The 15,686-nt window shown below is 32.1% G+C and carries 6 protein-coding genes; 4 read left to right on the top strand and 2 right to left on the bottom strand.

Features of this window, described 5'->3' with window-relative positions:
* Positions 1-36 precede the first annotated feature (36 nt).
* From EZH24_RS01080 to EZH24_RS01065, 4 genes are all read left to right on the top strand, one after another.
* A complete protein-coding gene (locus EZH24_RS01080; protein ID WP_137997288.1) occupies positions 37-1,566 on the top strand; it encodes a sodium:solute symporter family protein in 1,530 nt (509 codons plus the stop codon).
* A 35-nt stretch (positions 1,567-1,601) separates the two neighbouring features.
* Entirely contained in the window at positions 1,602-2,759 is a 1,158-nt protein-coding gene (locus EZH24_RS01075) for a cyclically-permuted mutarotase family protein (protein WP_137997287.1), read from the top strand.
* Between the two features lie 195 nt (positions 2,760-2,954).
* Complete coding sequence (locus EZH24_RS01070) at positions 2,955-3,869, top strand: dihydrodipicolinate synthase family protein (protein ID WP_137997286.1); 915 nt, start codon at positions 2,955-2,957, stop codon at positions 3,867-3,869.
* Between the two features lie 49 nt (positions 3,870-3,918).
* The gene (locus EZH24_RS01065) at positions 3,919-4,383 is read left to right on the top strand and encodes a NanQ anomerase/TabA/YiaL family protein (protein ID WP_137997285.1); all 465 of its coding nucleotides are present in this window, start codon (positions 3,919-3,921) and stop codon (positions 4,381-4,383) included.
* A 125-nt stretch (positions 4,384-4,508) separates the two neighbouring features.
* On the opposite strand, the gene EZH24_RS01060 is transcribed toward EZH24_RS01065, so the two are convergent.
* Positions 4,509-5,693 (bottom strand): AGE family epimerase/isomerase, encoded by a 1,185-nt coding sequence (locus EZH24_RS01060; protein ID WP_236847028.1) that lies wholly within the window; start codon positions 5,691-5,693, stop codon positions 4,509-4,511.
* A gap of 151 nt (positions 5,694-5,844) precedes the next feature.
* A complete protein-coding gene (locus EZH24_RS01055; protein ID WP_161976086.1) occupies positions 5,845-15,612 on the bottom strand; it encodes a SpiroCoCo family coiled-coil protein in 9,768 nt (3,255 codons plus the stop codon).
* Positions 15,613-15,686: the final 74 nt, after the last annotated feature.

Below are 15,686 nucleotides of genomic sequence, written 5' to 3'. Positions count from 1 at the left end.
ATAAAAAAAATTAAATTATTTATAAGGAGGGTATTTATGGCTTGGCATTGGTTTGACTGGGTTGTAATACTTTTGTATTTCCTAATTATGTTTTTAATCGGACTTTGGTTTTCAAAAAGAACTAAATCCACAAACGATTATTTTAACGCTGGAGCGAGAGTTCCCGCTATTGTGACGGCTATGAGTATTTACGCTACGGCGTTATCTTCGATTTCTTTTATTGCCGTTCCAGCGTCTATTTACAATAATAGCTGGGTTTTGGGAATGGCGCCGCTTGGAATAATTCTCATAATAATTTGCGTTGCGGCTATATTCGTTCCGTTTTTCAGAAGGCTAAAAGTGACTACTATTTACGAATGGATGGGTTCGAGATTTTCTTATAGCATAAGATTGCTTGGAAGTTTATCTTTTATAATTTTCCATATTATCAGAATGGCTGTCGTTCTATATCTTCCGACTTTAGCTATGGTTCAGGCTCTTCCAAATTTAAATCCAATGGTTGTTACTTTATTAGTCGGATTATTCTGCGTTGCCTATACTTCGATTGGAGGAATGGAAGCGGTTTTATGGTCGGACGCTATTCAAACTCTCGTTTTGCTATTGGGCGCTTTTCTCGTTATAATAGTCGGTTTTGCCACAGTCGGAGTGGGCGAGGGATTTTCAATTTTGGCGAGAGACAATAAAATGATAACTCCCGATTTCTTCGCCATAGATTTGACGGGAGCTAAACAAACTATTTGGGCTATGATAATCGGCGCTTTCTTCGGTTCGATTTATCAATATATAGGAGGGCAGGATATAGTTCAAAGATATAATACTACTAAAAATGAAAAAGAGGCTCAAAAAAGTTTATTCTTAAATGTTCCTTTGGCATGCACAAGTTCGATTATATTTATCGGCATGGGTTCGGCATGTTATATTTTCTTCAATTCTGGAAAAGCGGTTTTGCCCGAAGGAATAAACGGAAACGCTATTTTGCCTTACTTCATTATGGATTATTTGCCAATCGGAATTTCTGGTTTGGTAATTGCGGCTATATTTGCGGCGGCTCAATCTACAGTCTCTTCAAGTTTGAATTCGGTTTCCACTTGTATGACGAAAGATATACTTGAAAAGTTAAAACCAGATTTAAGCGACAAATTTAAACTTAATTTTGCAAGAGCTTCAAGTTGGATTGTCGGACTAATAAGCACATTGCTTGCCGTTAGATTTTTGAACGGAGGACAGGGCGATATGTATCTTTATTTCCAAGCGATAACGGGACTTTTGGGCGGACCGATAGCTTCGGTAATTTTGGTTGGAATATTCTTCGATAAGGTTAATACGGTTGCCGTGTGGATAGGTTTTGCGGCGTCAACGATTTTGGCTTTCTATTTGACGGACCCTGCAAAAATAGTTTCTATGTTGATTCCAGCGTATAGCAAGCCTCCCGTATTCGAGATATTGGTTTCGTTCCTAATAATAGTGGTTGGAGTTGTGGTTTCTTTAATCGCTTCTTTGATATGCGGAAAACCTAAAAAAGAAAAAATTGAAAATTTAACTTATTCAAGTTTAATGAAAAAATAAAAAAGTAAGAATAAAAAATAAATGGAGTAAAAATTATGAAACATATATTAAATTCAATAATTATAATTAGCTTTGTTTTTGTATCCATAATCGGTTGCGAAAATAATTCTTCCAATTCAAATGTATTGGACAGCAAAGTCGATAAAAAAATTCTCTGGGAAATGGGAGGACATTTGCCCGCTCAAACGGGAATGGATAGAAATATTGGAACTGCGGGCTTATTGCATGGCGTATTGGAAGGAAAATATATAGTAGTCGGCGGAGGAGCAAATTTCCCTTACGATTCCGTTCTCAATAACGGAGCGAGAAAAACATATTCCGACATTTATTTGCTCGAAGATAAAAACGGAAGTTTGGAAGTTATAGAGCATATAAATTGGGAAAACGAAATTGGCTACGGCGCTTCGATTACGACAAAAGACGGCGTATATTATTTGGGAGGTTCGCCTAACTCAGAAGCCGCTGACGATATATTATTTATCACTTTGCAAAACGGCAAATTGAATATCGAAAAAATAGGAGACTTGCCTTTTACTCTTCAAAACGGAGTCGCGGTTGAAAGAAACGGCAAATTATATATAGCGGGCGGAGCAAAAGGAAACGGAAACTCGAGCGGATTATACGAATACGATTTAACCTCAAAAGAAATAAAAGAACTATCCCCAATTCCTCAAGAATCTTTCAGACAGCAATTAGTCGGACAAATATTAAACGGAAATTTATATGTTTTTAGCGGACACGGAGATGTGGCTTATACTGACGGTTATAAATACGATTTTGATAACGATACTTGGGAAAAAGTTTCCGATGTAGAGTTAAACGGAAAAGCTTTAACCGTTGCGGGCGGTAATTCGATAAAATTAAACGAAAAAGAAATGCTCGTTATGGGCGGCGTTAATAAAGAAATATTCGATGATGCCGTTGCAAAATTGGGAAGTCTTCAAGGCAGAGAGCTTGCCAACTTTAGAGACCATTATTTTAGAATGGACCCTTACGAATTTAGATTCAATAGCGATATATTGATTTATAACGCGGATTCGGACAGTTGGAGAAGCATCGGAGAATCTCCTTTCGACCCTAACGCGGGAGCCGCTTTATTATTGATTGGAAATAAAATCTATTCTATAAACGGAGAGATTAAAGCGGGAGTGAGAACTGATAAAATGTTTGTTGGAACGATAATTGCAAAATGACTTTAAAAAGAATAATAAAAAAATAATTTAAAATAATGCAAGATAAAGTTTTAATAAAGTTGAATAAAAAATATAGGACTGTTCTAAATAATTATTTGTAATTTTTTATTTGGGACAGTCCAAATATTATAAAAATAAAAAAATAAAAAAATAAAAAATTGTCATAGCTTTATAGCCTGACGAAGGAGAATTTCAATGAGAGATTTAGAAAAGTATAGGGGCGTCATACCCGCATTTTACGCTTGTTATGACGATAAAGGAGAGGTAAGCAAAGAAAGGGCTAAAAAATTTACTTCATTTTTAATCGATAAGGGAGTTAAAGGCTTGTATGTCGGAGGTTCTTCTGGCGAATGTATTTACCAAAGCAAAGAAGATAGAAAATTAATACTCGAATCGGTTATGGAAGTGGCTAAAGGTAAAATTACGGTAATCGCTCATATAGCTTGCAATAACACGGCGGACGGCGAAGAATTGGCGGCGCATGCGGAAAAATTGGGAGTTGACGCGATAGCCGCGATTCCTCCTATTTATTTTCATTTGCCCGATTACGCCATAGCGGATTATTGGAACGATATGAGTAAAGCGGCTCCGAATACGGATTTTATAATTTATAATATTCCTCAACTTGCGGGAGTTTCTTTAACAGTTTCGCTTTATAAAAAAATGAGAGAAAACCCGAATGTTATAGGAGTAAAAAATTCTTCGATGCCCGTTCAAGATATTCAAATGTTTAAGGATGTCGCGGGAGACGATAGCGTGATATTCAACGGTCCAGACGAGCAATTTGTAGGAGGACGCATAATGGGAGCGGATGGAGGAATTGGCGGAACTTACGGAGTTATGCCAGAGTTGTTTTTGGCGGCGGATAAATCGGTTAGAGAATGCGATTTCAAAAAGGCTCAAGATATTCAATTTAAAATCGACAGAATAATTTACGCCATGTGCGCTTGTCATGGAAATTTATACGCGGTAATGAAAGAGATTTTAAGAAAGCAGGGAATTGATATTGGCGGAGTGAGAAAACCTCTTGCCGATATTATAGAAAGCGATAAAAAACAGATAGATATTTGCTATAAAATGATTGAAGATGCAAAATCAAGTTTAAAATAATCGTTTAATATAGTATAATTAATCTATAAAAAATATTAAGGATAAAATTATGATTTTAAAACCTATAAAAAGCGAATTTAATAAAGAATTCCATGAAAGAATATGGAAGGCAAAAAATTATGTGAGAGAGCATTACGAGGAATTAAAAAAACTTCCCAACGGGCAGCATAAACTCGATAATGAAATTTGCGAAGGCGCTTATATCAATATAACGGAGTATGACAATAAAGACAATCCGCCTTGGGAATCTCATTTGCAGTTTGTCGATATTCAAATAATTTTCGAGGGAGCGGAAGATTATATTATTGCCAACACTTCCGATTTGAAACCGAAAGAATACGATATTAAAACCGATTATCATAATTGGGAAGGCGAGGGGACGGTTCGTTTGACTTTGTCGCAGGGAAATATTTTGATTCTTCTTCCTTATGACGCTCATAGAGTGGGGCTTCCTCCGAAAACGGGAAAAACTCATGTTAAAAAGGGTATAGTGAAAGTTCCTTATAAAGCCTAAAGAGAGTTTGAAAAGTTTATTTTCTATTAGTAATAGTAAATTTTTTAACAAATAATTTTGGCGATTAAAAAATAAAAGGCTTGATTTTCTATTTTAAAATAGTTTAATCAAGCATTATTTTAAAATTAATTTTTATTTATCAAATCTATCATTTCAACGCATTTCATATACATTCTTGGAATATGAAAAGGTCCTTTATACATATTGCCTTTTAAATCGGTCGAAAGGCTTCCGTCTCTATGCAAATAACCGAACCATTCTCCATGCTCTTTATCTATAAATTTGTTAGTATATTCTTTTACCATATTATGCATTTCCAAATATTTTTTATCTTTAGTGAAATAATAAGCGTAAAGAGTCGCAATCGCCGCTTCCGTTTGTGGCCACCAGAATTTCATGTCATGCCAATAATCGCTTTTCGGTTTGCCTAAAACATCCATAAACTGTATTATTCCGCCGTATTCTTTATCCCAGCCCCATTCCCACATCCAGTCGAAAATTTTTATTCCAAGCTCTATTAAATTTTTATCGTTGTCTCTTTCAATAGCTTCTCTCAATATAAACCAAGAGGATTCAATAGCATGTCCTGGGTTTAGCTGTCTGCCTTCAAAATGGTCTTGTAAAGTTCCATCGGGTGAGCATTGTTCCAAAACGGCTTTTTTCTCTTCGTATAAAAATATTTTTACTTGAGATAAAAGTCCGTCTATATATTTGTTATAATATTCTCTGTTTTCTTCGTCCGCTTTTCTCAATTCCTGAACAGTCGCAAGCATTATCATAGGAGGTCCGAAAGAAATTGTCGGTCTTTGATTAATGTCGAATTTTGGAATCAACAACTTTTGAATTTTGTCGAGTTTTTCAAGAAGCTCTCTTGCTTTTGTTATATAACTTTTATCTCCGCTCGCTCTCGAATACGAAGCCATAGCGATTATACAAAAAGTCTCCGAAAAATAATATCTTAATCTTTTTATGACGCGTTTTCCGTCTTCCGTTACTCTAAAAAACATTCTTCCGTCTCCGTCTTTGTCGAAACAATGTTTTTCTAAAAAGTCTATTCCCAATTTAGCCGATTCCAAATATTCTTCTTTTTTCTCAAAATCCGCGTAGAGAGTAGACAATACCCAAGCGAATCTTCCCTGAAACCAAACCGATTTATCTCTGTCTATAATATTTCCCTTTCTGTCGAGCGCCGTCCAATATCCGCCGTTTTTTTTATCGACTCCGTTTTTTAGCCAAAAAGGAATAATATTTTCTTTAAGCATATATAAATATTCTTTTTTTAATTCTAATAAATTATTTTCATTATTCATAAAAACTTCCAAATTTAATTTATTTTAAAATAATTATATTATAAAATCGAAAAAATAAAATAATAGTTTAAAATAACATAGCTTTAAATCATTTTAAAATTTATATTTGTATAAAACAAAAAACCTATGTAAAATATTATTCCGCTATATACTATCCTCTCGATTGTTTATCTTTCCATTTCTTTATAATCGTTTCAACTTCGTCTCGCGAATATGAAGAATTTTTAACTATCTCGTCCGTTTTCCATCCTTGTTTATACATTTTTATAATAAATTCTTCTTTCTTATTGTCGACTATATTCGATTTGCTTCTTTTGGTTGCAGTTTTTCCATCCGACATATATTTTTCGGCGTTGTCGAGCAAATCTTGTAAATATCTGACAAAATATTCGGCTCTTTCGAGATTCTTAACTATACTGTCGTTTTCTTTTTTCATTCGGTTCAAGTTTTCTCTCTGATTTTGCATTTCTTCAAGTATAACGTTAAGCTCTTCGAGTTTGTTTAAGAATAGTTGAACTCTTTTGTCGCTTTTATTTATTTTATTAAAATCTTTTTCAAGAGAAGCGACTTTACTCATAAAACTTTTTCTCGTTTCTTCGGCGTCAACCATAGCGGTTTTTATACTGTCGACTTTTTCCAAAACTGATTCCGTTTCTATTTCGGCTTTTTTCATTTGAGTTAAAATATTATCCGCATATTCTTCTTTGTCTTTTATAAACGAAAGTTTGTCTTCGATTTGCGAAGCTATGTCAATAACGGCTTTTATTCCCTCTTCCGTATTTTCTATCATTGAATTGTTTTCGGCTATATTTACGAATTTATTTTGAATATCGTCCGTCATTTCCATTAACATATTAACTTTTTCTTGAGTGTCTTTTAGGCTTTCTCTTTCTTTTTCGATTCCTTTGGCGTATTCCAATATTTCTTCATGCATTAGTTTAAGCCCTTCGAATTCAGACATCGTTTTATTCATATCGGAGGTGGCAATTTTGGTGTCGTTTACTAAAGCGTCCAATTTTGCAACATCTTCTTTTATAACTTTTGCGTTTTCTTCCGCTTTATCGAATATTTTTACCGTATTCATATATCGGTTAATATCTTTTTCAATATCTTCGATTTTCATTTTCACAATATCGTATTCGTTTGAAATATCGTCCGATTTTTCATCGAGCATATTGTCTATAGCCATTACTACGGAGTTGAGTTTGTCGGTTAAAGTGTCCGTTCTTGCGTCCAAATCTTTAAGTATAATATTGGTTTTTTCTTTGTAGTTTAAATCAATCTCTTCCAATCTCGCTTCTATTTCGCTCGAATATCTCGTTATGTCGTTTTCCAAAGCGTCAACGATATTTTTCATTCCGTCTATTCTGTTGTCGTATATATCCAAATTTTCGGTTTGAGCTTTTATTATCTCGCTTTTCGCTGTTTGAACATTTTCTTTAACTTCGTTCATAATCAACGCTAAAGTTTGCTCTAAATTTGAATTGAGTCTTGCCACATATTTGTCGTATTTTTCGTTTGTTTGTTCTTCTATAGCTCCAACGCTTTCTTCTATAATGGAATTGGCATCCGCTATTTTTTCATTAACGGCGTTCGATATCGAATCTTTTAACTCCAATAAAGATTCTGATAATATTTCGCAGTTTGATTTTAATTCTTCAAATTGAGAATTTTTATCTTTAAGCAATTCTTCGATTCTTTCGGAAATATTATTTATAAGAGAATCGAATTCTCCGATTTTTCCTTCAACCGATAATTTGGCATTGTTTGAAAGTTCTTCGAGCCTTTCGTTGAATTTTTTTCCTTGCTCTTCAATATCCTGCGAATATTTGCCGATTTTATTTTGCAACTCTGACGCTTTTTCTTCTATGATTGATTTTAATTTTTCTATGGAAGGAGTAAATTCGTTTTCCAAATTTTTCATTTTCTCTTCCACATCTTTCAATCTTTCATGATTATTTTCAACGGAAGTCATGAATTCGTCTTTTATTTTAAGCGCCTGCGTTAATTCGTTAGTCATATTATTAACCGAATCAGTCAAATTGGATTTGCTACTTTCAATTTCATCGTATAAAGAGTTGATTTTATCTTTATATTCTTTATAGCTATCTTCGAATAGGGCAGAGAAGGATTCATGATTTCTCTCTTCTCTATCGGCGTAGTATTTTTCGGAAGTTAGATACATTTCTTTTAATTTTGACATCTCTTCGGCGTATCTTTCTTTTATTTCGTCTATCGCTTTTTCTTCTTCCAATCCTATCGACATTTTGAATTCGCTTATAATTTCCTCTTCATAATCGGATAATTTTTTGCTCAATTCTTTCATGTTGTCGTCAAGTTTTCCGTTTATTACTTCAAAGGATTCGTTTAATTTGTCGTTAATCGTTCGCTCTATATCTTCGATAGATTTTTTAATATCGGAGAATTTATCGAATTTGCTCGTTTCCTTATTTATAAAATTCTGAACCGCCGTCATTATATGAGGAGTCAAATCGTTCGTTTCTTTTATAATCTCTTCGTTGAAAGAGGCGATTAAATTGTCTATGGTTTCTTTAGATTTATTCAAATAATCGGCGTTTATATGATTTTCTATAGAATTAAGATAATCCTCGATTTCTTTGACTCTTTCGTTAAACATATTTTCTTTTTTAGATATTCTTTCTGACGCTTTAATTGACGCTTCCGCAACCGCTTCGGTTAAACTGTCGAGTTTATTTTTTATATTTATATCGCTATTTTTAACCATGTCTATCAAAGCTTCTCTCTCTTTGCGGACATTTTCTATATCTTGAGTTATATGTTTTTGAGATTGTCCTAAAATTTTAATCTCATTTTCTTGCTCTTTTAGATTGACTTTTATAGTTTCCACTAAAGCGTCTATATTGTTTTGAGCTTCGTCTATTCTGTTTATGATGCCCTGAACTTTTTCGTTTTCTATAGCGTCTACTTTATTTTTAGCTTCTTCGATTCTTTCTTCTATATTGCCAAATATATTTAACGCTTCGCTTTTCAAATTATCTACTTCCATATCGATGGCGTCTCTATAGAATTCTTTGATTTTATCTGGTTCGGAGTATGCGTTTTCAAAATGTTCTATTCTCGCTTCGACTCTCTTTCTAAAATCTTCGTTGGATTCTTCGAATACTTTTATAATATCGTCTCTAAATGTATCGTAAGAAAAATCGTCATTCAAAGCTTCGTTTCGTAAAGTTTCAAACATATCCAATATATATTTTTTTTCTTCTTCTATCATTGATGAAATTTCTTCGCGACTTGGAATATCCAAAGAAATTTTATTGTTTAATTCTTCGATATTGTCTACAATTTTTAGTTTTTCTTGCGACAACATGCTAATAGCTTCTTCTTGTTCTTTCATTAAATCGGAAATTGATTTTTTGAAATTCAAGAATTCTTTCACGAGTTTGTCTCTATCGCTTTCAATAGAATTCAAAGCGTCATTAGAATAAATCGCTCCGCTTTCGTATTTCAACTTTAACTCTTCTATTTCGGCGGATAATCTTTCTCTTTCGATTTGTAAATTTCCCGCCAAATTATTTATATTGATTATTCTTTCGGAGAATTCGTTTTTGAATTCGGAAATTTCTGCCGTTATATTTTCTTTATATCGTTTTATGCTTTCGGAAAAATCTTCTTCCAAAATATTGAAACTATTTTTAAGCTGCGTTTCTTGTTCTTTATACATATTTTCAAAATCTTCGGAAGTCGGCATTGAGCCTAAAATTTCTTCTCGAAGCGAAACAAATTCTTCTTTGAGAGAATCTTTTTCTTCGATAAATATTTGACTTATATCTTCGATAGTCGGAATATCTTTAAGAATATTTTCTTTCATTTCGGCAAGTTTATTGTCGATAGAAATTTCTTCTTTAGACAACACTTCGGCTACCGATTCTACGGTCGAATAATTTTCTTCCAAATTTTTCTTAAATTCTTCCAATATTTCGTCAATTCTCAATCTTTCTTTTTCGATTAGATTTTCAATATATGATTTGTCAATAGCTTCAATATTATTTGACGCTTCTTCTTTTCTCTCTTCTACGGACAAAGAGATGCTTTCTTTATATTGATTTATAAGTTCTTTCACTTCGTCAATGGTAATCGAACTTTCTTTTAAGTTTTCAAATTTTTCGTTTATAACTTTATTTATTTCTTCGAGTGAAGAATGCAATTTTTCTTTTTCCGCGTCCAATAAATTATTGAAGTTATTTAAATATTCTTCTTTAATAGCTTCCAATTTATCTTCGCTTGAAATATATTCCACTCTAACTGCGGATTTGAAATTATCCAATTCTTCTATAAGTCGCGCTTTTTCTTCTTCGAATATTTCGGCAAAATTTTTGTTTTCTATTTGATTGTCTAAAAGTTCGTTTTTAAAGTTTTCAAATTCTTCTCTCCATTCTTCTTTTTCCGATACGAATAAATCGGTAAGCTCTTCCATATTAGGAAGATTGTCTTTTAATGATTTAAGCGATGACAAATCTTCCTCTATTTTGGAATACATATCTTCTTTAAGTTGCCGTATCGTTTCTATCAAATCGTTTTTATCTTTCGTTAGTTCGCTTGAAAGTTCCGAAGCGTTATTATCGAGTCTTTTTATATAAGATTCCAAATCGGACAATCTGATTTCAATATCTTTTGAATCATCGTTTTTTATTTCGATTGCATAATCTATAGCCTTATCGTTTTCTTGTTTAATGGAATCTTGAATATTTGCAAGTTTGGATTTCATACGCTCTTCGTATTCGTTCAATACCGCGTCAAATTTATTAATATATTTTTCCAAATCTTCGTTTATAGAGCTTTGATTATATTCGATGTCTTTTAATCTGTCTTCGAATGCCGTCATACTGTTTTCGACTTCCGACATTTTATTTTCAAAAGCGAATGTTAATTCGTTTTCTTTGTTTTCTGTATTTTCCACTTTTTCTTTCAATTCGTTTATCATATCGAACATATTTGCAATTTCGTTATTGTTTGCAGAATTGATATTTTCTTTAAGCAAGTCCAAATCGTTTATAAGAGAATTAAGATTATTGTCTTTCCAAGAATTCAAATCTTTTTCCATTTCGGTTATTTTATCTTTATATTCTTCAAAAGATTCCTCTAAAGAAATATTTAATTTGGTTTCCAATTTTTCTTTTAACGATTCGAATTTATCGTTTAACAAATCGCCATACAATTCTTTTATTTTGTTTTTGTCCGACCAAGAATCCTCAAAGAATGCGATACGATTTTCAATTCTCTCGTTAAATTCCTTATTGTTTTTTATATTGTCGTTTATATCTTCTAATTCTCGTTTTAAAGTCGATTTTAATTCGGAGATTTTATCTTCGTATTCGTTAGACGAATTTATCGCTATATTTTCGCTGGTATTTGTATTTTTATTTTCAATTTTTTCGTTTATAATCGATTTGCATGATTCGAATTCGTTTAACAAATTATTTAAAGATTTTGCAAGTTCTATTTTATCGTTGTCTATTTTATCCGAAACGATTTTATTATTTTCTTCCAACTGAATAACGGAATTTTCCAAATAATATAATTTATCCGATATATAATTTAAATTGTCCGCGTCCGAATTATTTTTAAACGAATCGTATAAATCAAATAATTCTTTTCTTATAGATTCAAAAGAAGCGGATTGTTTATTTTCAATTTCGTCTTCGTAAGCGGAAATTCTGTTTAAAATATCGCTTTCTTTATTATTTACCAAATCGTTAATTCGGTTTTCTATATTTTCTATTTTTTCGGCGTATTCTTTAAACTCTAAAATATATTCTTCCAAATAAGAATCGATATATTTTCTGTTTGAATCTTCAATTTTTGAAATTATTTCGTTTTTCTTATCTTCCGAACTTTCTATAAACAAGTCGATATTTTCTTTCGCGTTCCTTAATTCGTTTAACAAATCGTTAAAACTTCCGTCTTCCAAAGAGGACATATTATTTTCTATTTTACCCAACTGTTCTTGCATATTGGAAACTTCTTCGAATAATTTTTCAATTTCGTTATTTATCGCCATATTGGTTTCTTTGGAATTGTCAAAATTATTTTTTAAGTTATAAACCTCGTTTTCCAAATTATAAAGTTTTTCAAAATCTTCTTTTAACGAATTGAAAACTTCTTCCAATTTTATTCTTTCCGATTCCAAATTATTAATCGCATCGTTATTTTTTATCGATTCTAATTCGAATCTTAAACCTTCTATATTTTCCAATATTGACGTTTTTTCGTCAAAAATGGAATTTTTAAATTCTTCAATATCGAATTTGGAATTATTTATTTTTTCAATCATATATTTGCTGAAAGAATCGAAAGAATTTTCCAATTTAATTTTCTCTTCTTCGAATAAACCCGCTATATTGTCTTTATTTGCATTTAGCAATTCTTCTTTAAAAGATGCAAAATTTTCTTTTAATTGATTTATTTGCTCGTTATTCAAAATCGAACTTTCTATATTGACAAATTTATCGTTGAAATATCGATTTACAGATTCGTATTTTTCGTTAATATCGGATATTTTAGAGTCTAATTTTTCGGACAATTTATTTATTTTTTCTTCAAATTTCTTTATATGAGCTTTATTGTTTTTAGTATTATTAATTTTTTCTTCTAAAACAATATATTTTTCTTCTACATTAGATATTTTCTCGTCCACTTTGCTATACATTTCTTTGATTTTATCTTCCGATACGATTTCGCCAATTCTATCTTCCAAATTGGACATTGCGCTTTGAAGCATATCGTTGGATTTTTCTTCAAGTTCGTTTATAACGTTTTCCAAATCGTTGTTTAGATTATCGAACGATTCTTTTACCATATCGTCCAACTCTTTCTTGCTATTCTCCAAATTATCTAATTTCTCAGACAATCTGCCTTCTATTTTTTTGGAATACTCTTTTAAATATTCTTCTATATAATTTTTTTCATTGGATATGATTTTAGATTCCGACTCGTTTCTGATTATATCAATTTCATTTTTTATATTTTGAAGATTATTTTCCAACTCGGAACTTGCATTTTTATAAGCTTTATCCATCATTATAGAATACTCTTCATAATCTTCCCGTATGCTGTTCGCCAATTCTTTTATATCGTCCGCCAATAATTCTTGTTCGTTATTTCTATGATGCTCTATATTCTTTATCTCTTCGTTATATTTTTCTATCGCTTCGTTTATCTTATTATGAATAGTTTCTAAATTATTTTCAATTTCGCTATTGACTATGCCGTCTATATTATTTATTCTATTTTCTATCTCGTTTATCTTATTAGTTATATTGTTATCTATACGAGAATATATCTCGTTCTCTTTTCCCTCGATATTCTTTAACATCTCCGATAGAAACTCGTTCTTCTTCCCTTCCGAACTCTCTATAAAATTAGATATGCTATTTTTTGACTCTTCCAATTGACTCAATAATTCATTCAAATTATTTTCTTTCCAATCTCCTATACTTATATCAATCCTCTCTTTCAACTCCGAAAGGTAATTCTCAAACTTCGTGTCTGCCTCTCTTCGTATATTCTCCGCCTCCTCTCGCAACTCATCGCTAAACATCCTCTTAACTTTATGACTGTCAGACCACACATCCTCAAAATATTCTATCCGCTTCTCCAATCTGTCCCTGAAATCCTTATTCTCAACTCCAAAATCTTTTATTACCGAATCTATCTTATTCTCTATAGCCTCCGTCTTATTCATCGAATCAAGTAGATTATCCTTCACAGATTCAAAATCTTTATTCAATAATTCCAAGTCGTTTAGCAACTCCCCAGAATTATTCTCTATCCTATCCTCTATATTCTCGCTAAATACTTTCAAACGCTCCGATAAACTCTCTACCTCGCCTCGCAATTCGTTATCCATTCCAACTATCTTACCTTTCAATTCCGATAAAGTAGTTTCTAATGTCGTTACCCTCTCGAAATCCGCCCTCAATGACGATAAAGAATCCTCAATCTGCGCCTTATTCTCGCTCAATAATTCTATCCTATTATCCTCTCGAATGTTATTTATATCGCTTCGTAAAGACTCTATGCTCGATATTAAATTAGTCTTATCCTCTTCTAATCTACTCTTTATGTCTGTCAAATCGCCCTCGTTAGTAGAAACTCTGCTTAATAAATTATTGGAAAACTCCTCAAACATATTCTCTATCTTCTCTTTCTCTCTATCGAATAGGGTAGGCAACTCTATCTCATTAGCTAGCATCGTCTGAGACTTCATTAATTCCAATTCCTCTTTAATATCCTCTATCTGATTGCCCAATAATTCCTTCTCGCTGTCATACAACTTAACATATTCCTCTCTGTCTATCAAAGAACCTCTTATCGATTCTATCGTCCTGTCTATCTCGTTATCTCTGTAGGATAAAGTTTCCTTCAAATATTCTATCTCGTTAGATATATCGCTCTTAACTTCGTTTATTAAACTAGATAAATCATCGACATATTTTAATCTCTTATCGTAATCCTCGATTATCGACAATACATTCTCGTTATTCGATATTAAACTGTCCGCCTGCTCTTTAATTCTATTATCTATACCTTCGCGCAATTCGTTAAACTCATTCTTTAAGCCTTCTATTGTGGAAGCCATAGAATCTCTAACTTCGGATATTCTACTATCCACAACCTCGTTGGCATACTTCTTCATCTCCTCTATAGACTCTTCCGCTCTGTCGTTATACATCTCTTTAGTCTTCTCAAGCAAATCGTTAACGCCCTTGTATAAACTGTCAAACGAAGCGTTTAATGTCTCGTTCAATCCATTAACCTTCTCGTCTATACTCAACGATGTCTTATTTAGATATTCGTCTATGTAATTTGTCTCGCTCTCCAAATGTTTGGCTTCAGACTCTTCTCTATTCTTCTCTATTTCCTCCTTCAATTGAATAGCGTAATCGCTTAATGAACTCTTCTCGTTATCATACAATTCCTTAAGAGTATTAAGATAACCTTCGTAATCCTCTTTGATTTGAACGCCTATGTTTTCTATTTCCTCCAACATATTTTGATTCTCTTCAACCCTGTAATTCTCTAATTCGCTTATCTCTTCTCTATATTTTTCTACCGCAGACTCTATTAATTCTTTAAGCTCTTCTACTTTATTATTTATTCCTTCTTCCGCATTATTAAATATATCGTTAGCCTTACTCTCTATATATTCTCTCTTCTCGTCTATATATTCGGTTATATCTTTCGCCTTGCCTTCAATATTTTCTTTTATATCATTGATATATACATCCATGTAATTTAATTTATTGTCTATACTATATTGTATATTATCCGCATTAGACGAAATCTCATTCAGCTTCATCGACAATGTGTCCATACGAACCTTATACTCGTCCGACAATATATCCGAACGCTCGCGTAATTCTTTATAATCTTCTTTCAAATCGTTAAATGTATTTTCAATAATTAAACGATATTTCGCTGTAATTTCGCTCAAATTGTTTTTCTTTTCGTCAAATAAATTGTCTATTTTTTTGCCCAAACTGTTATATTTATTTTCTATATCCGTGAATAATTCTTTTTCTTTTTCGTCAGCTTTTTCGTAAACGCCGTTTATGGTTTTTTCAAAAGATTCTTTTCCAGTTTCGACTCTATGCATAATATCTTCGAGTTCGTCTTTGATTTTATTCATGCCGTCTCTTTTACTATTTAAAAGATTTTCAAAAGATTCGGTTGCTTTGATTAATTCGCTATGAAGCATTTCTACAATGTTTTTTTTATTTTCTTCGTTGTATTTAATATTGTCATCAACGATATTATTTACTTTATTTTTAAATTCGTCCAAAGAAGTTTCCAAATTATTAATCATATCGTTATGTTTTTTCTCGCTTTCTTCAACCGATTTGCGAACATTATCAACGCTTTCGGTTATCGATTTCATTTTAGTTTCTTCATAATTTTCAATCAAATCTTTTAATTGTTTAGTCAGTTATATTAAAAATACCGCTTCCAATT

The organism is Brachyspira catarrhinii, from assembly GCF_005518285.1.
Taxonomy (GTDB): domain Bacteria; phylum Spirochaetota; class Brachyspiria; order Brachyspirales; family Brachyspiraceae; genus Brachyspira; species Brachyspira catarrhinii.
The sequence above is the reverse complement of the archived record's forward strand: the minus strand, read 5'-3'. Positions and strand labels throughout refer to the sequence as shown.